16 protein-coding genes are annotated in these 19,325 nt (G+C 73.0%); 10 read left to right on the forward strand and 6 right to left on the reverse strand.

The window, feature by feature from the left end; genetic code table 11:
* The first annotated feature begins 114 nt into the window (after positions 1 to 114).
* The 4 genes from Aiant_RS36340 (at position 115) to Aiant_RS36355 (ending at position 2,758) form a co-directional block, all read left to right on the forward strand.
* Positions 115 to 1,266 (forward strand): erythromycin esterase family protein, encoded by a 1,152-nt coding sequence (locus Aiant_RS36340; RefSeq protein ID WP_189331723.1) that lies wholly within the window; start codon positions 115 to 117, stop codon positions 1,264 to 1,266.
* Positions 1,267 to 1,327: 61 nt separating this feature from the next.
* Positions 1,328 to 1,516, forward strand: a complete 189-nt coding sequence (locus tag Aiant_RS36345; RefSeq protein WP_189331722.1) for a DUF3072 domain-containing protein — start codon at positions 1,328 to 1,330, stop codon at positions 1,514 to 1,516.
* A gap of 106 nt (positions 1,517 to 1,622) precedes the next feature.
* Positions 1,623 to 2,531 (forward strand): FAD binding domain-containing protein, encoded by a 909-nt coding sequence (locus Aiant_RS36350; RefSeq protein WP_189331721.1) that lies wholly within the window; start codon positions 1,623 to 1,625, stop codon positions 2,529 to 2,531.
* A complete protein-coding gene (locus Aiant_RS36355) occupies positions 2,522 to 2,758 on the forward strand; it encodes a 2Fe-2S iron-sulfur cluster-binding protein (protein WP_189331720.1) in 237 nt (78 codons plus the stop codon). Before Aiant_RS36350 ends, Aiant_RS36355 begins: the two co-directional genes overlap by 10 nt.
* A gap of 342 nt (positions 2,759 to 3,100) precedes the next feature.
* Here Aiant_RS36355 and Aiant_RS36360 read toward each other — a convergent pair whose 3' ends face one another.
* Both Aiant_RS36360 and Aiant_RS36365 read right to left on the reverse strand, forming a co-directional pair.
* On the reverse strand, positions 3,101 to 4,330 hold the full coding sequence (locus Aiant_RS36360) for an ROK family transcriptional regulator (protein WP_189331719.1): 1,230 nt from the start codon (positions 4,328 to 4,330) through the stop codon (positions 3,101 to 3,103).
* Positions 4,331 to 4,500: 170 nt separating this feature from the next.
* A complete protein-coding gene (locus tag Aiant_RS36365) occupies positions 4,501 to 6,648 on the reverse strand; it encodes an alpha-galactosidase (protein ID WP_189331718.1) in 2,148 nt (715 codons plus the stop codon).
* A gap of 95 nt (positions 6,649 to 6,743) precedes the next feature.
* On the opposite strand from Aiant_RS36365, the gene Aiant_RS36370 reads away from it, so the two are divergent.
* Together Aiant_RS36370 and Aiant_RS36375 are read left to right on the forward strand one after the other, a co-directional pair.
* Positions 6,744 to 9,200: a glycoside hydrolase family 2 protein gene (locus tag Aiant_RS36370; protein ID WP_189331717.1), complete on the forward strand. Its 2,457-nt coding sequence runs from the start codon at positions 6,744 to 6,746 to the stop codon at positions 9,198 to 9,200.
* Between the two features lie 5 nt (positions 9,201 to 9,205).
* On the forward strand, positions 9,206 to 10,039 hold the full coding sequence (locus Aiant_RS36375; protein WP_189331716.1) for a LacI family DNA-binding transcriptional regulator: 834 nt from the start codon (positions 9,206 to 9,208) through the stop codon (positions 10,037 to 10,039).
* A 3-nt stretch (positions 10,040 to 10,042) separates the two neighbouring features.
* Here Aiant_RS36375 and Aiant_RS36380 read toward each other — a convergent pair whose 3' ends face one another.
* Positions 10,043 to 10,237, reverse strand: a complete 195-nt coding sequence (locus tag Aiant_RS36380) for a DUF1918 domain-containing protein (RefSeq protein WP_189331715.1) — start codon at positions 10,235 to 10,237, stop codon at positions 10,043 to 10,045.
* A gap of 220 nt (positions 10,238 to 10,457) precedes the next feature.
* Between Aiant_RS36380 and Aiant_RS36385 the strand changes: the two genes are divergently transcribed.
* The 3 genes from Aiant_RS36385 to Aiant_RS36395 all read left to right on the forward strand — a co-directional run bounded on the left by Aiant_RS36385 (position 10,458) and on the right by Aiant_RS36395 (position 11,898).
* Entirely contained in the window at positions 10,458 to 10,733 is a 276-nt protein-coding gene (locus Aiant_RS36385; protein WP_189331714.1) for a hypothetical protein, read from the forward strand.
* A 61-nt stretch (positions 10,734 to 10,794) separates the two neighbouring features.
* Positions 10,795 to 11,121: a hypothetical protein gene (locus Aiant_RS36390; RefSeq protein WP_189331713.1), complete on the forward strand. Its 327-nt coding sequence runs from the start codon at positions 10,795 to 10,797 to the stop codon at positions 11,119 to 11,121.
* A 210-nt stretch (positions 11,122 to 11,331) separates the two neighbouring features.
* Entirely contained in the window at positions 11,332 to 11,898 is a 567-nt protein-coding gene (locus Aiant_RS36395) for a histidine phosphatase family protein (RefSeq protein WP_189331712.1), read from the forward strand.
* A gap of 114 nt (positions 11,899 to 12,012) precedes the next feature.
* On the opposite strand, the gene Aiant_RS36400 is transcribed toward Aiant_RS36395, so the two are convergent.
* Positions 12,013 to 14,382, reverse strand: a complete 2,370-nt coding sequence (locus Aiant_RS36400; RefSeq protein ID WP_189331711.1) for a beta-glucosidase family protein — start codon at positions 14,380 to 14,382, stop codon at positions 12,013 to 12,015.
* 38 nt (positions 14,383 to 14,420) lie between these two features.
* On the opposite strand from Aiant_RS36400, the gene Aiant_RS36405 reads away from it, so the two are divergent.
* Entirely contained in the window at positions 14,421 to 15,431 is a 1,011-nt protein-coding gene (locus Aiant_RS36405) for a LacI family DNA-binding transcriptional regulator (protein ID WP_189331710.1), read from the forward strand.
* A 4-nt stretch (positions 15,432 to 15,435) separates the two neighbouring features.
* On the opposite strand, the gene Aiant_RS36410 is transcribed toward Aiant_RS36405, so the two are convergent.
* Positions 15,436 to 15,882: a hypothetical protein gene (locus Aiant_RS36410; RefSeq protein ID WP_189331709.1), complete on the reverse strand. Its 447-nt coding sequence runs from the start codon at positions 15,880 to 15,882 to the stop codon at positions 15,436 to 15,438.
* Complete coding sequence (locus Aiant_RS36415; RefSeq protein ID WP_189331708.1) at positions 15,876 to 19,127, reverse strand: NACHT domain-containing protein; 3,252 nt, start codon at positions 19,125 to 19,127, stop codon at positions 15,876 to 15,878. The genes Aiant_RS36410 and Aiant_RS36415 overlap by 7 nt, the downstream gene beginning before the upstream one ends.
* Between the last annotated feature and the right edge of the window lie 198 nt (positions 19,128 to 19,325).

Consider the following 19,325-nt stretch of genomic DNA (forward strand, 5'->3'; position numbering starts at 1 on the left):
GAGCCGGAGCCGCGATCGCCCGGCGTACCGATCTGAGTTTGAGGGTTTCTGAGGTATCAAGTGCCACGATCGCGTCAAAGTTTTCCTCGGAGGTTCAACGATACGGTTGAGGTCATGATGGACGCTGCCAAGCTTCTGGAGATGTTGCCGGGACGACCACGGCTGCTCGCCCTGGGTGAGCCCACGCACGGCGAGGACACCCTGCTGGAGGTGCGGAACGAGCTGTTCCGGCAGCTCGTCGAGCAGGCCGGCTACCGGACGATCGCGCTGGAGAGCGACTGCCTGAGCGGGCTGGTCGTGGACGAGCACGTCCGGACCGGCGCCGGCACGCTGGACGAGGTGATGGAGCGCGGGTTCAGCCACGGGTTCGGCCGGTCGCCGGCCAACCGGGAGCTGGTGCGCTGGATGCGCGAGCACAACGAGCGGCGGCCCGAGCCGGAGTGGGTGCGGTTCGCCGGGTTCGACGGCCCGCTGGAGACGGCCTTCGCGGCCGGTCCGCGGCCGGTGCTCACCTGGTTGCACGCCCACCTGGCCGAGCGGGTCGACGCCGATCTGCTGCCGTGCACCGCGGCGACGCTGGACGAGCTGCTCGGCGACGACGACCGGTGGACCGATCCGGCCGCCATGATGGACCCGGCGCGGTCGGTCGGGCGCACGCCCGAGGCGGTGCGGTTGCGGCTGGTCGCCGACGATCTGGTGGCCCTGCTCGACGCCACGCCCGGGGCGGACACGGAGATCGCGCGCCTCTACGGGCGGACCGCCACCGGGCTGATGCGGTACCACTCCTGGTTCGCCGACTCCTCGCCCGGCCGGCTGCCGTGGGTGCTGACCGTGCGGGCCTCGATGATGGCCGTCAATCTCCTGGCGCTCGCCGAGCGCGGGCCGGTGCTGGCCTTCGCCAACAACGCGCACCTCCAGCGGCACCGCGGCGGCATGCACCTCGGCGGCCGGGAGGTGCCGTGGTGGCCCGCCGGGGCGATCGCCGGCGCCCGGCTGGGCGAGGAGTACGCGTTCGTGGCCACCGCCGTGGGAACGATCCGGCATCGCGGGGTGGACGTGCCACCGCCGGACACCGTCGAGGGCCGGCTCTACGCCCAGCTCGAGGACGGGGGCCTGGTCGACCCGCGCGGGATCGAGGGCTCGCCGGCGCCCCGGGTGTCGCCCTGGTTCGGCTACGCGCCGCTGGACCCTGGTCACCTGACCGCGCAGGACGCGATCGTGTTCGTGCGGGACGTGCCGGAGGGCGAGGCGTGGTGGCCGGTGTGAGCCGGGGCGCGGTGGGTAGTAGTACAACCGTTCGAACTTTTCGGATCGAGGGGTGAACGGTATGGCTGACAACCGGGTGAAGGATCCGCGGGACTGGACCACCGGGGACGAGCCGGCGACCGGGGCGCAGGAGTCGTACCTGCACACGCTGGCCACCGAGGCGCACGAGGACGTTCCGGACGACCTGACCAAGGCGGAGGCGTCCGAGCGGATCGACGAGCTTCAGGAGAAGACCGGCCGGGGCCGGTGACACCGGAGGGTGTCGCTCGATGGAGTGACGCCCTCCCGCCCGGGCCCTCCGCCGTCGGAGACTGTGACCGCTGCGGGTTGCCTGATCGGGGGAGGGCCATGCGGGCATGACACAGACATTCGAGTACGTCGCCGCGACTGACCTGGACGAGGTCCTGGCCGCGCTCGCCGACGGCGGCACGTCGGTGCTGGCCGGGGGACAGAGCCTGGTCCCCGAGCTGAGCGCGCCGGGTGCGCCGCGTCGCCGGGTGGTCGACATCAACCGGGTGGCCGGGCTGGACACCCTCGTCGAGGCGGACGGCTTCCTGCGGGTGGGACCGCTGGTCCGGCACCGGACGTTCGAGTCGGAGGCGGTCGGCGGTCCGCTGGGTGAGCTGCTCCGTGCGGTGGTGCGGCACATCGGGCATCCGCCGATCCGGGCTCGCGGCACGATGCTGGGAAGTCTCGCGTACGCCCATCCGGCCGCCGAGTGGCCCGCGGTGGCCGTGGCGCTCGGCGCGGAGATGGTGCTGACCGGCCCGGCCGGGTGCCGTACCGTGCCGGCCGCGGAGTTCTTCACCGGGCCGTTCGGGACCGCACGCCGGCCGGAGGAGCTGCTCGTCGAGGTCCGGCTGCCGGTGCTGCCGGTGGGTACCGGGATCGGGTATGCCGAGGACCGGCGGACCACGATCTTCCCGGAGGCGGCCGCGTTCGCCGCGGTGACGATGGCCGGCGGGCGGGTGACTGCGGCGGCGATCGGGCTGGTCAACGCCGGGCCGTGCCCGGTGCGGGGGCGCGCCGCGGAGAAGGTGCTGGTCGGATCGGACTTCTCGGACGCAACGATCGCGGCGGCTGCGGCGACGGCCGCCGACACGGACGCCATGATCGGCGCGGAGGCGGCGGGGGCTGCCGACACGGACCCGGTGCTGGGCCCGGCGGCGCGGGCGGCCGGCGCTCTCCGGCGGCGGGCCATCAGGACGCTGACCCGCAGGGCGCTCTCGCAAGCCCGGGAGCGGACGGTGACCGGGTGCGCGTGACGCTCGCGGTGAACGGAGCCCACCGGGAACTCGACGTCGAACCGCATCGCAGCCTGGCCGCCGTCCTCCGGGACCACGGCCGGCTCGGCGCGCCCGGCTGCGCGGACGGCACGTGCGGCGGGTGCGAGGCGGTGGTCGACGGTGAGGTGATCCGCAGCTGCCTGATGCTGGCCGTGCAGTGCGACGGCGCGCGGGTGCTGGTCGCCGACGAGGAAGCGGCCGCCTGAGGCCCCCAAAGAAGCGGCGCCCGAATCGCGGCGGCCAAACGGTGGAGGCCAGGCGGTGGCAACCAAACGGTGGAGGCCAGGCGAAAGCCGCCACGCGGCGGCAGGCGGCGGCGGCAAGGCGGCGGCGACAAGGCGGCGGCGGAGAGGCGGCGGCAGCAAGGCGGCGGCGGAGAGGCGGCGGCAGCAAGGCGGCGGCGGAGAGGCGGCGGCGACAAGGCGGCGGCGGAGAGGCGGCGGCGACAAGGCGGCGGCGGCGAGGCGGCGGCGGCAAGGCGGCGGCAGGCGGCGACGACAAGGCAGGCGCACAGAAGCGGGCAGCCGGCCGCTATCCGGCACCGGCTGTCAGGCGCGCAGGTGGGACTGCAGCACCAGGGCTGCCGCCCCGGTCGCCGACGCGGTCGCCGCGGCCAGCGAGACCGTCACCGTCACGTTGCGGTGCCAGGTGCGGGCGTCCGCGGTGGCCAGCCTCCGCATGATCGCCGGACCGTAGATCGCCGACGCCGCCGCGAACCCCGGCCCGGTCAGCACCACCAGGTCGATGTCGAGCAGGTTGACCAGCGACTCCGCGGCCGCCGCCACATAGCGCGCCGACGACTCCAGCAGCGACCGGCAGTGCGGCGCACCGGCCCGGGCGGCCCGCGCGACCGCCCCGAACTCGGCGGTCACGCTGCGGATCGGCTGGCTCAGGTCGAGACCGGCCTCGGCCGCGGCGACCCGGTCCGAACGCGCCGCGGTCACCACGGTCCGCGGCCCGGCCAGCACCTCCAGGCAGCCCCGGCTGCCGCACCAGCACTCCGGCCCGAACACCTCGAGGCACAGGTGCCCGAACTCGCCGGCGCTGGCGTGGCTGCCGCGCATCGCCCGGCCCTCGATGACGATCCCGGCGCCGATCCCGCCGCCCATGTAGAGCGCCGCGAAGGCCCGGTCCGGTCCGACCCGGGCCACCCAGTACTCACCGACGGCCGCCGCGGTCGCGTCGTTCTCCACCAGGACCGGCCAACCGGTCGCCGTGGCGAGTCGCCGGCCCAGCTCGTCGCCGGGCAGGCCGCGCAGGTGCGGCAGGACGTCGTCGGAGGGCAGGCCGCCGCTGTGCGGGCCGGGCCAGACGATGCCGACGCCGAGGCAGCGGGCCGGGTCGACGCCGGAGCCGGCGAGCAGCACGTCGATGTCGGCGGAGAGGGCGCTGAGCACCGACTCGGGGTCGGCGCCGAGCGGGGCCGGGCGGGCCAGCCGGGAGATGACGCCGCCGGTCTGGCCGGTCAGCACGTACGTCGTGGTGTCCTCGTCCAGGTGCACGCCGACCGCCAGCCGCGCGGCCGGGTCGAGGCGTAGCAGGGTGCGCGGCTTGCCGCCGGTCGGGGTGCGCCCGGTCTCCACGACCAGGCCCTCCTCCAGCAGGCGGCGGACCGTCATGGAGACGGCGGCCTCGGTGAGCCCGGTCATTTTCGCCAGCTCGACGCGGCTCAGTGGCTCGGAGGCCCGGATGGCGTCGAGGATGCTCTCCCGGGCGCCGGGACGGCGGCCCCGGCCGGGACGTCCGCCCGACGCGGTCGCGCCGACGGTCTCTCTCACTCGGTCACCCTCTCCGGGCCGCGTTCAGACGTGGCGTGCACGAAAAGCGCCGCCTTCGACCGTGGCGCGCACGAGAAGCTCACTCGGTCACCCTCTCCGGGCCGCGTTCAGACGTGGCGTGCACGAAAAGCGCCGCCTTCGACCGTGGCGCGCACGAGAAGCTCACTCGGTCACCCTCCCCGGGCCGGATCAGCCGTGACGCGTACGAGCAGGACGCGGTCCGGATAGAGCACCGGGAGACGGAGCCCGGCGGCGCCGAGCGTGCGGCCGTTCAGGCGAACCCCCTGGGGCGTGCACCAGGGTAACGCAGCGCCCCAGGCGGCGGCGTTACCGTCAGCTACGTCACCCGGCGGTTGCGGCCGCACGTGATAGGTCCGCGCCGGGTCCAGGCCGGGCAGACCGGCCGTGCCGGGCGGGTAGGACGCGCTGGTCGACGTGGCGATCAGCGCGTAGAGGGCATCCGACTTGTCCTGCGCGACCACCCCGGTCACCTGAAAGGCCGGATCCGCGAGGTCGGCGTGCACCAGCGTCCCGGTGTGCAGCAGCCCCCGCACCTCCTTGTACAGAGCCACCCACTCCGACAGATCAGAAATCTCGGAGCCGGACGCGCGCGTGAGGTCCCATTCGATCCCCAGGTGACCCCAGATCGCGGTGCCGGCCCGCATCGAGAGGGGTGACGAGCGGTGCGTGGTGTGACTCAGTGGGGCCCCGATGTGCGATCCGATCAGTTCCAGGGGGATCAGCAGGCTGGTCCACCGCTGGATCGTCACCCGCTCGTGCGCGTCGATGCAGTCCGACGCCCACACCCGGTCGGTGCGCTCCAGGATCTCCAGGTCGACCCGCCCGCCGCCGGACGAGCAGGACTCGATCTCCACGCCGGGGTGCCGCGCCCGCAGCTCGTCGAGCAGGCGGTAGACCGCCAGCGTCTGGTCGTGCACGCCGGGCCGCCCGCTGCTCGGGTGCCCCGCCTCGACCAGGTCCCGGTTGTGGTCCCACTTCAGGTACGCGATGTCATGCTCGGTCAGCAGCGCGTCGAGCCGCCCCAGGAGGTGCGCGAAGGCCGCCGGGTTGGCCAGGTCGAGCACCTGCTGATGCCGGGCCGGCCGGGGCAGCCGCGCGCCGGTCGACATGATCCAGTCCGGGTGCGCGCGGGCCAGCTCCGAGTCCGGGTTGATCATCTCGGGCTCGACCCAGAGGCCGAACTCCAGGCCGAGCCCGCGGACCACGTCGATCAGCGGGCCGAGCCCGTCCGGCCAGACGTCCGGCGAGACGAACCAGTCGCCCAGCCCCGAGGTGTCGTCGCGGCGGGAGCCGAACCAGCCGTCGTCCAGCACGAACCGTTCCGCGCCGACCGCCGCGGCGGCCTTGGCCAGCTCGGTCAGCCGGGCCAGGTCGTGATCGAAGTAGACCGCCTCCCAGGTGTTCACCACGACCGGGCGGGGCCTGACCGGGTGGTGCTGGCGGGCGCGCAGATACCGGTGGAAGCGGTCCGCGACGCCGTCCAGGCCGTGCGCGCTGTACACCGCGTACAGCCAAGGGGTTTGATATGTCTCGCCGTCGGCGAGGCTCACCTCGCCGGGCAGCAGCAGTTCGCCGCCACCGAGCGCGGACCACCCGTGATAGGTGCGCTCGGCGATCGAGCGGGCGCCCCCGGAGAACGCGGTGTGCAGCGCCCAGACCTCACCGCCGCGGTTGGTGAAGGCGGGCGTGCCGGCGCACAGCAGGTAGGCCGAGTCGTAGCCGGTCCGCCCGGTCCGGTTCTCCCGGACCCGCAGGCCGTGCGTGAAGGCGGTCCGCTGCGGCTGGCGTTCGCGCAGGTGGTGCCCGGTGAAGTCGAGCAGCTCGGCGGCGCGCTCGGGCACCGGGAGAAAGAGCGTGAGATGCTCCAGCCAGTAGACGCCGGGTCCGCTGCTGGTCAGCGCGGCCCGCCCGCGCAGCACCCCGGCGGGGTGCAGTTCCAGATCGATGGTCAGGTCCAGGCCCGCTTCGCGATCGGTCGCCGTTATGCGTACGCCCCGAGCGTCCCGTTCGATCCCGGTGACCGCGAACGCCGTCGCCCATCCGCGCCCGTCCCGATGTCCGGCCAGCCCGGGCGTGCCCAGCCAGCCGGACGACTGCTCGGGGATCAGGGACACCCGCACCGTCCCGTCCACCGAGAAGCCGATCGGCTGCGGAGCCAGCGCCGGCAGCAGGTCCGATGTGATCTGCTCGTCGTCGAGGGCGGCGCCCCAGTGCACCACCGACGGCAGACCGGGGCCGCGGCAGTCGAGCACGAGGCTCACCCCGGCGGCCGTCAGGTGTACCAGGTCCGGCCCCATCGGTGTCTCCCTACCAGCGTTGACGGGCTTCGTTCAGTTGCTTAAGAATGTTAGCCGCCCCGCCTGCGGCGGCACTACGACAGGAGCCACTCGAAATGATCAGAACCGACCTGCACGCGGGCTGGACCGTGCGCGCCGCCGGTGGACCGGTCCCCGCGGAGCTCGCCGCCGAGATCGTCCCGGCCACCGTGCCCGGCACCGTGCACACCGACCTGCTCGACGCCGAGCTGATCCCGGACCCGTTCCTGGGGGAGAACGAGGCGGCGCTGGTCTGGTTCCACCGGGCGGCCTGGCTGTACGAGACGACGTTCACGGCCGCGCCGGCCGCCGCGGACGAGCGGGTCGACCTGGTCTTCGAGGGGCTGGACACGGTCGCGACGATCACGCTGGACGGCGCCGAGCTGGGCCGGACCGCGAACATGCACCGGAGCTACCGGTTCGACGTGCGGGACCGGGTGCGCGACGGCGGGATCCCGCTGGCGGTGCGGTTCGACTCGGCGCTGGAGTACGCGGAGGAGTTGCAGAAGGTGATCGGGGAACGGCCCCGGCCCTATCGGCACCCCTTCAACGCCGTACGCAAAATGGCTTGTTCCTTTGGTTGGGATTGGGGTCCTGACCTGCAGACGGCGGGCATCTGGAAGCCGGTGCGGGTGGAGCGGTGGCGGGTGGCGCGGCTGGCTTCGGTGCGGCCGCTCGCGACGCTCGACGCCGATGGGACGGGGCGGCTCACGCTGCACGTCGAGGTTGAGCGGTCCGGTTTGTCCGCCGCAACCGATCTCACCGTGGAGGTCACCGTCGGCGCCCAGACCGCTCGCATCGTGATCCCGGCGGGCGACATTTCGGGAATGATCGAGATATTGGTCGAAGGTGCACAGGCCTGGTGGCCGATCGGCTACGGCGACCAGCCGCTGAGCGACGTTGTCACGACTTTGCGTGATGAATCGGGCGAGCTGGACGCGCACCGTGCGCGGGTCGGGTTCCGGACCGTCACGCTGGACGAGACCGCCGACGAGATCGGGAGCGCTTTCACGCTCCAGGTCAACGGCACCCCGATCTTCGTCCGCGGCCTCAACTGGATCCCCGAGGACCACCTGCTCACCCGCCTGACCAGGGAGGTCTACGCCGCCGCGATCGACCGGGCGGTCGAGGCCAACACGAACCTGCTGCGTGTCTGGGGCGGCGGCATCTACGAGAACGAGGACTTCTACGACCTCTGCGACGAGCGCGGCATCCTGGTCTGGCAGGACTTCCCGCTGGCCTGTGCGGCGTACGCCGAGGAGGAGCCGCTCCGCTCGGAGATCCTCGCCGAGGCCCGGGAGAACGTCGCCCGGCTCACCCCGCACCCGTCGCTGGCCCTGTGGAACGGCGGCAACGAGAACATCTGGGGCCACGAGGACTGGGACTGGAAGCCCGCGCTCGACGGGCTGACCTGGGGCGCCGGTTACTACTACGAGGACTTCCCGGCGCTGCTCGCCGAGCTGGACCCGACCCGGCCCTACCACCCCGGCAGCCCGTCCAGCCCCGGTCACGACCCCGAGGTGATCCACCCGAACGACGACCGGTACGGCACCCGGCACGAGTGGGAGGCGTGGAACCGGGAGGACTACACCCACCACGACAACTTCCGGCCCCGGTTCTGCGCCGAGTTCGGCTGGCAGGCGCCGCCGACCTGGTCGACGCTGCGCGAGTCGATCGCGCCGGAGGACTTCGACCAGGAGTCGCCGGCGTTCCTGCTGCACCAGAAGGCGGAGGACGGCAACGGCAAGCTGAACCGCGGGATGGCCCACCACATGCGGGTGCCCGAGGAGTTCGAGGCGTGGCACTGGGCCACCCAGCTCAATCAGGCGCGGGCCACGGCGTACGCGATCGCGCACCTGCGCGGCCACGCGCCGCGCACCATGGGCAGCATCCTCTGGCAGCTCAACGACTGCTGGCCGGTCACCTCGTGGGCGGTCGTCGACGGCGCCGGGCGGCGCAAGCCGGCCTGGTACGCGCTGCGCCGCTCCTACGCGCCCCGGCTGCTCGCCTTCCGCGACGGCAACCTGGTCGTGGTCAACGACAGCCCGGCGGCCTGGCGGGGCGCGGCCGGGTTGCGGCGGGTGGGGTTCGACGGCACGGTCCTGGCCGCAGCTTCACACCCGCTGGATATTCCGGCCCGGTCAGTAAGGATCATCCCGTTGGACGAAGCCGTGATCACGCCCGGCGACCCGGCCCGGGAGGTGCTGGTCGCGGAGGCCGACGGGCTCCGGGCCACCCACCTGTTCGCCGAGGATTTCGATCTCGCCTACGATCCGGCGGCGCTGTCGGCGGACATCAGCCCGGTCGAGGGCGGATACTCCATCACCGTGACCGCCGCCTCGTTCGCCCGTGACATCGCCGTGCTGGCCGACAAGATCGACCCGGACGCCGTGGTCGACGACATGCTCGTCGACCTGCTGCCGGGCGAGACCCACACGTTCCTGGTCCGGACGACCTGGGCGGATCCGAGTGGCTTCGTGGGTCCGGTGGTGCTGCGCTCGGCGAACGCGCTCGCCGCACCGGCCGAGGCCTGACCGCGGTGGCCGGCGGGCTGATCGGGCTGGTGCTGACCGGCAGCGCCGACCGGATCGGGGTGGAGCCGTTCTTCATGGAGCTGATCGCGGGCATGGAGGAGGCGCTCGCCCCGGCCGGGGCCACCGTGTTGCTGCTGGTGGTGCCGGACCTTGCGGCCGAGCTGGCCACCTACGCGCGCTGGGCGCAGGACCAGACCGTGGCGGCCGTGGTGGTGGTCAACCTGGTGCACGACGACGTCCGCCCGGCGCACGTGGCCGGGCTCGGCCTGCCGGTGGTGCTGGCCGGCAAGCACCCCGGCCCGTACACCAAGGTGGTCACCGACGACGCCGGGGCGATGACCACCGCCATCGAGACGCTCAGCGGGCTGGGGCATCGGGTGGTCGGGCGGGTCAGCGGGCCGGCCGAGTTGCTGCACACGGTGGAACGGACCCTGGCGATCCGATCCGCGGGCGCGGCGCACGGCGTCACCGTGGAGATCGTCGAGGGGGACTACAGCGCCGAGGCAGGGGTGCGTGGCCTGCGCGAGCTGCTGGCCGGGTCGCCGGCGCCGACCGCGATCGTCTTCGACAACGACGTGATGGCGGTGGCCGCGGAGCAGGAGCTGATCCGTTCCGGAGTGGCCGTGCCCGGCCGGATCAGCCTGCTGGCGTGCGACGACTCGCCGCTGTGCGAGCTGGCGGTGCCGCCGCTGTCGGCGCTCAGCACGGACGTGCACGAGCACGGGCTGACGCTGGGCCGGGCCGTCCTGGGCCTGGTCCGGGGCGAGGCCGGGCGGGAACACCCCGGCCCGGCGATCAGCATCCGGCAGCGCGAGAGCACCGGCCCCGCGCCGGCCTGAGAATCAGCAGCCGGGAGGCGCCGGGACGACGTGGGCTTCCGGGCCCGGGTAGACCAGCCCGGTGTGGCCGTCGGACCACCGGACCTCGTAGGGCGGGGTGCCGTCCTGGTGATGCAGCCGGACGATGGTCCCCACCTTGTTGCCGTCCCCGACGTGCCGGCCGTTGACCACGATCTGGTCCCCTTCGTGCGCGATCATGTGCCTGCCTCCGATCGGTGTTGTCGTCCCCTGGCAGCATCGCACCGTACGGCCGCGGTGCGTCCGGATTGCCGCCATCTGTGGATACAGGCATAGAGCCGCGAACCGTTGAGCGGGATGAATGCGCAGGTCACCGGCGGCTGTCGGAAGATTGCCGGGAGCGGTCCACAGCCGACTCGGGAAGGATGGCGGGAACGGGGAACCAGGTACGGGGGTGCCGATGGTGATGATCGTGATCGTCGCGTTGACCGGGCTGGTGGTCGCGCTCGGCCTGGCCTTCTGGCCGTGGCCCCGGCGGCGGCACGAGCCGCGGCACCTCGACCGGCTGGTGGCGCCCCCACCGCCGCTCGCCGACAGCCTGGAGGGCATGCTCACCGCCCAGTTGCTGCGCGGCGAGATCTCGTCGCAGCAGTATGTGCGGGCGTGTGAGCGGATCGCCGCCCGGGACGAGCGCCGGCACCCGATGTCGGTGCCCCGCGACGACCGCGGCGTGTAAACCCCGCGAACGCCGGGTATCGGAGGTCGGCTATAACTCTGTCCGGAACTCTCTCCGGAGGATGATCGCCATGCTGCTGCTCTGCGTGGTCGGCGCCGCGCTGCTGGCAGCGCTGACGCTGGCGTTCTGGCCGTACCGGCGCGGTGGTGTGGCGGGCCCGGCGACCGGGCCCGGGCCGCTCTCGGCGGTGCTGCTGCCGTCCGCGGTCGCGGACGCACCGCCGCCGGTGCCGCGGGCGGCGAGCACCGAGGGGTTGCTGGTCATCCAGCTGCTGCGCGGGGAGCTCGACCCGGGGCACTACCGGAACGCGATGGCCGCGCTGGCCGCCCGGGACGAGACGCGGCATCCGATGCGCCTGCCCGGAGAGATCGGGCCCGCGGCGGAGTAGCGGTTCGCTGCCCGCTTTCGATCGCTGTCCGACGCTTTCGGTACGCCCACCGCACGGTGCCGTGGGACGGTGCTGTGGGCGTACGCGAAAAGCCGTGGCCGCGAGGTGAAGCGGCCGTGCGCGAGCCGGAGTGTCGAGGGGCACAGGGCTGCGCGCGGGCGGGGGACCGGGGCCGGTGGAAAGCTGGGTGCGGCGACGAAGGGGTGGGGGATGACGGAGATCGTGCTGGTCCGGCACGGGCAGACCGAGTGGAGTGCCAACGGGCGGCACACCTCGTTCACCGACCTGGAGCTGACCGCGGAGGGCGAGGCGCAGGCGCGGCGGGCCGGGCAGCGGCTGGCCGGGCGCCGCTTCGCCGCGGTGATCGCGAGCCCGCGGACAAGGGCGTTGCGGACGGCCGAGCTCGCCGGGCTGAGCGTCACCGAGGTGACCGAGGACTTGGCCGAGTGGAACTACGGGGAGTATGAGGGGATCACCACCAAGGAGATCCGCGCCGGGCGGCCGGACTGGTCGCTGTGGGCGCACGGGTGCCCGGGCGGGGAGTCGCCGGCGGAGGTCGGCGCGCGGCTCGACCGGGTGCTGGCGCTGGCCAGATCCGTGGGCGGGGAGGTGGCGCTGGTCGGGCACGGGCACAGTCTGCGGGTGGCCGGGGCCCGCTGGATCGGGTTGCCGGCCGGTGCGGGCGGGCTGCTCAAGCTGGATACCGCGACGGTGTCGGTGCTGGGTTTCGAGCACGAGGTGGATCCGGTGCTCGCCAGCTGGAACGCGCCCTGCTGATCCCGCCGGTCCCCCCGCGATCTTTCAGCGGTCTCCCATGCGGCGGGCGGATGCTTCATCGGGCGGCCGGCCCGTCATCGCAGGACGGTTGCGATGACGGGCCGGGCCGCCCGGTCACAGGGTGGCTCTGATGTCGCCCAGGCCGCGAGCGATCAGCAATTGTCCACCGGAGGCACGCTCCCAGTCTTGGGTCGTGGTGTTCCACACACGCCACATTCGCGCGTCGGTGTGCACCGTCACCCGGGCCGACTCGCCCGGCTCGACCGTGACCGCGCTCCAGCCGGCCAGCCGGACCGGCTGCTCCGGGTCGTCGGGACGCAGGTAGGCCTGGACGACCTCGCGGCTGGTCCGGGTGCCGGTGTTCGTCACGGTCACGGTCACCGACCGATCGGCCAGGTGCGCGTCGGAGTACTCCCACGAGCCGTATCCCAGGCCGTGCCCGAACCAGAAGGCCGGCTCCGGGGCCCGGCCGGCGTAGTGGCCGCGGTATCCGATGAACGGGCCTTCGGCGTACGCCAGCTTGCCGTCGACCGGCGTGACCGACCAGGCCGGGGACTTCTCGTCGGCGGCCGGGAACGTGGTGACCAGCCGTCCGGCCGGCTCGATGTCGCCGAGCAGCGCCGCCGCGACCGCGTGCCCGCCCTCCTGGCCGGGCAGCCCGGCCCAGAGCACCGCGTCGACCCGGGACAGCCAGGGCATCAGCACCGGCGTGGCGGCGTTGACCACCACGACCGTCCGGCGGGCGGCGCCGGCCACCGCCTCGACCAGCGCGTCCTGCGCGCCGGGCAGCGCCAGCGTGGACTTGTCGACCGACTCGGTCTCCTGCTCCTCGGTCAGGCCGACGACCACCACGGCCACGTCGGCGACGGCCGCGGCCCGGACCGCGTCGTCGAGGACGTCGACGGTGGGGCGCGGCGCCACGTGCCCGATCAGGCCGAAAAGTCCGGTGTTCGCGAAGGTGCCCTCGGTGAGCAGCTCGACCCGGGCGGTGAACAGGTCACCCTCGGTGACGGTGAACCGGTCGACGCGCAGCGGCGGGGTGAGCACGGGCTCGGCGAAACCGTTGCCGGTCAGGTCGAGCCGGTAGTCCAGGCTGTCGTCCTGGACGGCGACCTTCCAGGCGCCCGCACCCAGGACGCCCAGCTCGACGGGGCCCGGGACGGTGACCCGGGCGGTCAGCACCGCGGTGTGCACCACGCCGTCGAAGTCGTCGTCCATCCCGATCATGGTCGAGGACTGCGCGCAGTGCCGGCTCTCCAGCTCGGTCCCGTCCGCGTCGAGCAGCTGGACGCGGATGCCGGGCTTGCCGGAGACCGGGTCGGTGAGGAAGCCGCCGCGCGCCGGGACCGGGCGGGTGCGTACCTCGACGCCGTCGGTCACCGTGACGTTCTCCAGCAGCGCGGTGAGGCCCTCCGCGACGCTCGTCTGATATGGCGGGTTGACCTGGGCGGAGCCGCCACCCATGTCGATCGTCTGCACGGCGTGCCGGCCGATCAGCGCGACCCGCGTGCCGCGGGCCAGCGGCAGGACCTCGCCCTCGTTGCGGAGGACGGTCATCCCACCGGCCGCCAGACGGGTCAACTGCTCTTTGCGTACGACACTGTCCGGCGCCGGGAGGCCGGCGGGATGATCGCGTGCCGTGCCCAGCGCGCCGACCCGCTCGGCGAGCAGCAGCAGTCGCTGGAGATGGTCGTCGATCACCGACTCGTCGACCTCGCCGCGCTCCACCGCCTCGACCAGCGCCTGCCCCCACGGGCCGCCGGGGCCGGGCATGACCAGGTCGAGCCCGCCGTTCGCGGACGCCGCGGTGGTCTTGGTGGCGAACCAGTCCGACATGATCAGGCCGCGGTAACCCCACTCGCCCTTGACGATCTCGTTGTTCACGTGCCGCTGCTCGGTGGCGGCGACCCCGTTCACGTCGTTGTAGGCCGCCATCATGGTCCAGGCGTCGGCCTCCTCGACGGCGATCTCGAACGGCAGCAGGTAGACCTCGCGCAGGGTGGCCTCGTCGACCACGCTGTCCACGGTGTTCCGCTCGGTCTCCGACTCGTTGGCCACCAGGTGCTTGAGGCAGGCCGCGACACCCTGGTCCTGCATGCCGCGCACGTAGGCCGCGGCCAGCTTGCCGGTGAGCAGCGGATCCTCCGAGTACGCCTCGAACAGCCGGCCGCCGAGGGGGCTGCGGTGCAGGTTGATCGTCGGGCCGAGGACCACGTGGATCTGTTGCGCCAGCGCCTCCTCGGCGAGGATGCGGCCCACCTCGTACGCCGCGTCGGTGTCCCAGGCGGAGGCGAGCAGTGTCGCGTTCGGAAAGAGGGCGACCACCCGGCCGCCGCTGAACTTGAGGCCACGGACCCCGGTCGGGCCGTCGGAGAGCCGGATCTCGTGCAGCCCGATCCGGTCCTCGGGCGCCAGCGTGAACGTGGTGGCGCCGGTGAGCAGAGCGACCTTGGTGGCCAGGTCGAGTGTCGTCCCCTCAGTCATCCCCTCATGCTGACACGTGTAAGTAGTAAAGTCACCCCATGCCTGAGCCCCGCCGGATCACCAGCGCCGATGTCGCCCGCCGCGCGGGCGTGTCCCGGGCGACGGTCAGCTACGTCCTGAACGCCACGCCCGGCCAGAGCATCTCCACGGCCACCCGCGACCGCGTGCTCCAGGCCGCGGCCGGACTCGGCTACGCACCGTCGGCCGCCGCCCGCACCCTCCGCACCGGACGCTCCGATGTGGTGCTCTGCCTGCTGCCGGACTGGCCGATCGGCAACGAGGTGGGCAACCTGCTCGGCAACCTGTCGACCGCGCTGGCCCGGGAGGGACTCACCTTCGTGGCGCACCCGGGCAGCCGGGCCGACCGGCCGATCGCCGAGATCTGGAAGGCGATCACGCCGGCCGCGGTGCTGTCCTTCACCGACTTCTCCGACGACGAGACGGAGGCGATGCGGGCGGCCGGGGTGGCGCTGGTGGTGGCCCTGCTCGGGCGGGCCGGGCGGCACGGGCGGGAGCTGGAGGTGCCGCAGCAGCTGGTGGGGACGAGGCAGGCGGAGCATCTGCTGGCGACCGGGCACGCACGGCTGGGGTATGCGTATCCGGACGATCCGCGGTTGCAGATCTTCGCGGAGCCTCGGCTGGCGGGGGTGCGGACGGCTCTCGCGGCCGTGTCCGGGCGGTCCTCGTCCGGCGCGTCCGCTGCGGGGCCGCGTGTGGAGACGGTGCCGCTCGACGTCGCGCAGGCTGCGGTGGCGGTGGAGCGGTGGCGGGCGGCCGGGGTGACCGGGGTGTGCGCGTACAACGACGAGGTCGCCCTCGCGGTGCTCGCCGGAGCCCGGGCGCTGTCCGTGACCGGGCTCGCGGTGATCGGCGTCGACGACATCCCGGCGGCGCGGCTGGCCGTACCTCCGCTGACCACCGTGACCACCGACCAGCGCACCCTCGCCGCCCACCTGGCCACGACGATCGTGGCCGCGGTCAGCGGCCGCCCCACCCCGGTCCTGCGCACCGCCGACCTGATCCGCGTCGTGGCCCGCGAGTCCGCCTGACCGGTCAGCGGGACGGACCCTCGTCGCCGGCCCGGTCGTGATAGCTGATCTGCTGCGTGCCGCCCTGGACCGCGAACGTCGTGCCGCCGTGCGTGACATTGGTCTGGATCCAGGCCCGTTGCCGGTCCGGGAGAGCCGCCGCCACCTCGGCGAGCACCGCCCGCACCTCGTCCTGAGCGTCCGGGTGCTCCTCCAGGAGACGGGCGAAACGGCGGCGCCACGCAGGCGCCAGTTCCGCCCTGGCCCGGTCCTGCTCGATCGCGGCGGCGTGCGAGATCAGGCTCTCGTCATCGTCGAGTTGCCCCTCGACGACCGGGGCACGGTCGGCGTCGGTTCGAGCGAACAGCCGGGTGACCCGGGCGCGTGCCAGGGTCCAGGCGTCGGTCGCCATCGCGCCGACGATCGCCGAACCGGTGGTCGCGGCCAGCGTGCTCAACGTCTCGGTCAGCATGGTTCCTCCGTTTCCAGGTCGTTCTCCGGTCGGGTGATGAGGCGTTGCTGGAGGCGGGAATGCCGGAACTGGTAGACCGCGCCGGCTTGGCGGAGGACGCCGCGGCTGTGCGCCTGGGCGAGGAAGCGTGGCAGGGACCACGGCAGACGCCCGGTCAGCGGCAGGTAGAACCGGGCGACGACCAGCCAGCCGAACCAGGCTCGAGACAGGCCGCCGACCAGCCCGATCAGCAGTCCCAGCTCCAGGGCGGCCGGGATCGCGGTGAGGTCGCCTTCGGTGACGGCCATGACGACGCCGAGCGACAGAGCCAGGCCGGCTGGGACGATCAGCATGACCAGGGTGTTCCGGCGGTCGGAGCGCAGGACGTCGTGGGGGCTGACGGCCTGGTCGAGGTCCGCCGGGACGGCGAAGGCGGACACCAGCAGCGACAACAGGCCGTACACCAGGCCGAAGACGAGCAAGATGCCGAGGTTGGCCATCAGGGTGGTGTCCAGCTGCGGCGCCGAGACGCCGGTCCCGGGATGTTGCTGCCGGTATGCACGCCAACTCTCCAGCGTGGACAGCAACGAGGCCGCGACGGCAGCCATGCCGATCAGGAAGCCGCCCGCGGTGCTGACCCGGAGATGCCGCATCTGGCCCTGGATCAGCTGCCAGCGAAGCGACGACTCCGGATCCGTTCCACCCGTGGCCAGGGCGAACGTGAGTCCCACGAGCACACCGGCGGCCACGGTGAAGGAACGTGCCGTCGACCATCCGGCGGAGAAGGCGTACTCGAGATCCAGTCGTGCCACGACGGTTGCTCCCAGGACGACCCCGAACGATCCGCCGAACACCGACCGCCGTCCGGGCCGTCGCAAGCCGCCGTCAGCGATCACGACACCGGCCGTCACGCCGGTCACCAGACCGCCGGCAAGCCCGGCGGTGGCGCCGAAGACGGAGGGGATGAGCTGCTCGGCGATGAGGGCCAGCAGCAGAGCCGAGATCAGGGCGGTCAGGAGACGGCCGGGGCGCCGGCCGGTTGCTCGTCGCCACCCCGGAGGAAACGGGATGACCACCGCGATCGCTACCGCGCTCAGCATGCCCCACAGGACGCCGCGCGGCAGATCCCACAGCATGACGAATCCCGTTCCGAGACCGATCCCCACCGGAACCGCCAGCAAGAGCTTGCGAGTCACCACTGCGGCCAGGTCATGGAACCGCCGGCGTGCTTCGGGGGTGGCGGTGAGCGCCAGCGTGGCGCCTCCGGCAAGCAGCGCCCCCCACAGCACGAACCGGAACGCGCCGAGCGAGGCGCGGATGCCGGCGGCCATCGCGAAGCGCACCACCGTCAGGCGCTCCGGATCCGTTGGCGCCACGCCGCCGAAGGCCGCCATCCGGTCGACATAGCCCAGGACGCCGGCACCGGCGGCGAACAGCAGGCCACCCGTCAGTCCCAGCACGACCCAGCGCGCGGGTGGCATGGCGGCTCCCGGTGCCGCGACCGAGGCGAGGCCGAAGAGGATGGCTACCGACAGGGCCAACCAGACGCCGCCACCGCCGGCCTGTCCCACCAGATCCGAAAGGTGTGGGCCCTTGCCGAAAGCGGTCTGGCGCAGGGCCTCCGCCAGGGCTGAGGCCGCCCAGTATCCGAAGCCGACGGCCAGTCCGACCAGAACCAGGAACAGGTGCCGGCCAACCGACCGGTGCCTGGCGGGACACTGCTCCGTGCCCGTCGAGATCCCGAATACCGCCCAGGCAGCCGCTCCGAGAAGGAGACCGGCGAGTATGCCGCCCGAGATGCCACCGTTCAGGCCGACGAGCAGGCCGACGCCGGCGCCGAACACCGACCACCGCAGACGCGACCGGGTCGGGCGCGGAATCCGCCACCGGGTCCGCGCCGGCTGCGGTCCCCGGGCCGGTAGCCCCAGGAGCAGTCCGACCGCCACGCCGATCGTGAGCCCGTAGACGATGGCCGGGTTCGCTGAATCCCTGGTGCGGTCGATCGAGCCGAAGACGAGCAGCCCGGCGGGCGCGGCGACGAGAAGCGCGGCGACCACCCGGGCCGTCCGCGGCACGCTGTCCCGGAGCTGCCACCAGGCCAGGTCGTGGGTGTCCAGGCGGGACATGTGATCGGCCAGGTGGGTGAGCCAGCGACCGGCCCGGCCGCTGGTCGCGGGCGAGCCGAACGTCACCCGGACGAAGGCGTCGAGGAGATGATTCTCGACCGCGGCACGGGATGGGAAACGCGTGCGGTCGAGCAGTTCGGCGGGGTCCGCGTCCGGGGAATCGCTGTAGACATCGCGAGCCAGGCTCACCATCAGCGGGGTGGAGAGAGCCGCCCGCAGCGCCGTGGCCGCCGGTTGCTCCAGCACCCTCAGCACCGGGTCCCACCTGGTGACGCCGGCTGCCTGCTTGCGGGTGGTGCGCGGGAGGTAGGCCGCGAGATCCGGGACAGTGAGCTCCCGCAGCACCACGACGCCGGCCGCGGTGAGTACGTCGCCGGCCTGGACGGCGTCGGCGTACTCCCGGAAACGGCTGGTGAGAACCAACGGCGCCGGATACCGGTTGAGCGCGGCCAGAGCAGCGCCGTGCAAGCCGGCGGCGACCTCGTCGAAACCGTCCAGGATCGGCCAGATGCGATCGGCGTCGACCAGGGCCGCGGCCAGGCTCGGCCGGTGGAAGGCCGGTGCGCCGAGCGCCGGATAGGTGAGCGTCAGCTGCTGGACGACCCGGTCGCGGACGGAGCATCGCTCCGGGTCCCAGCCGTCCAGGCCGACGAGGACCGGTACCGGCCCGGTGTCCGGACGCTGGTCGAGAAGGTCGAGCAGCAGCCGGATGGCCAGCACCGTCTTGCCGGCGCCGGCGTCGCCGAGGATCACCAGGCGTCGGGACGGCAGGCGGGCGAAGACCTCGGCGATGCGGTCGGTGTGCCCGGCGAGGCTGATCGGGCCGCCGGGGTCCGGTGCTGTGGCGCGCCGGATGTTCGCCCAGTGGTCGACCAGATCGTCATCCGCGTCGGTCCAGCGCACCGGGAGCGGGAACGGGTCGGGCACGCGGCGCCGGGCCTCCTCCGCCCGCCACTGGGCGCGGACCGCTCGGGCGAGATCGTCGGCCGCCTCGGCCATCCGGTCCCGGGTGCTGGGCGCCAGGACCGGGTAGACGTACTGATCGCCGCCCTGTACCGCGAAGACGGTGCCGCCGGCTGCGATGTTGTGCTGTGACGTCGTGGCCGGACGTGGATCGTCCGGGCCGGGCGGGCCGGTCATCGGAACCCACCCCGGTCTCGGATGCGCGTCGCTCGTCCCACGGGAGAACTCCGACCGGTGAATTGACCAGACCCTAACGCCGTTTTCACACCGGTGGCGCCGCCTCCGTCGCCAAATCGACCCGGAGAGCCCCTTCTGACAACCAACCCACAGGTCCGGCACATGGTCGTTTCAGGCCGGGGGTGAATCGTGAAGGTC

The organism is Actinoplanes ianthinogenes (assembly GCF_018324205.1).
GTDB lineage: Bacteria > Actinomycetota > Actinomycetes > Mycobacteriales > Micromonosporaceae > Actinoplanes > Actinoplanes ianthinogenes.

Bases quoted from the DNA above. Each gene is read 5' to 3' on its own strand.
- Aiant_RS36415 (WP_189331708.1), bottom strand. From the start codon at position 19,127: ATGACCGGCCCGCCCGGCCCGGACGATCCACGTCCGGCCACGACGTCA.
- Aiant_RS36350 (WP_189331721.1), top strand. From the start codon at position 1,623: ATGACACAGACATTCGAGTACGTCGCCGCGACTGACCTGGACGAGGTC.
- Aiant_RS36410 (WP_189331709.1), bottom strand. From the start codon at position 15,882: ATGCTGACCGAGACGTTGAGCACGCTGGCCGCGACCACCGGTTCGGCG.
- Aiant_RS36370 (WP_189331717.1), top strand. From the start codon at position 6,744: ATGATCAGAACCGACCTGCACGCGGGCTGGACCGTGCGCGCCGCCGGT.
- Aiant_RS36405 (WP_189331710.1), top strand. From the start codon at position 14,421: ATGCCTGAGCCCCGCCGGATCACCAGCGCCGATGTCGCCCGCCGCGCG.
- Aiant_RS36385 (WP_189331714.1), top strand. From the start codon at position 10,458: ATGGTGATGATCGTGATCGTCGCGTTGACCGGGCTGGTGGTCGCGCTC.
- Aiant_RS36400 (WP_189331711.1), bottom strand. From the start codon at position 14,382: ATGACTGAGGGGACGACACTCGACCTGGCCACCAAGGTCGCTCTGCTC.
- Aiant_RS36345 (WP_189331722.1), top strand. From the start codon at position 1,328: ATGGCTGACAACCGGGTGAAGGATCCGCGGGACTGGACCACCGGGGAC.
- Aiant_RS36380 (WP_189331715.1), bottom strand. From the start codon at position 10,237: ATGATCGCGCACGAAGGGGACCAGATCGTGGTCAACGGCCGGCACGTC.
- Aiant_RS36395 (WP_189331712.1), top strand. From the start codon at position 11,332: ATGACGGAGATCGTGCTGGTCCGGCACGGGCAGACCGAGTGGAGTGCC.
- Aiant_RS36365 (WP_189331718.1), bottom strand. From the start codon at position 6,648: ATGGGGCCGGACCTGGTACACCTGACGGCCGCCGGGGTGAGCCTCGTG.
- Aiant_RS36390 (WP_189331713.1), top strand. From the start codon at position 10,795: ATGATCGCCATGCTGCTGCTCTGCGTGGTCGGCGCCGCGCTGCTGGCA.
- Aiant_RS36340 (WP_189331723.1), top strand. From the start codon at position 115: ATGATGGACGCTGCCAAGCTTCTGGAGATGTTGCCGGGACGACCACGG.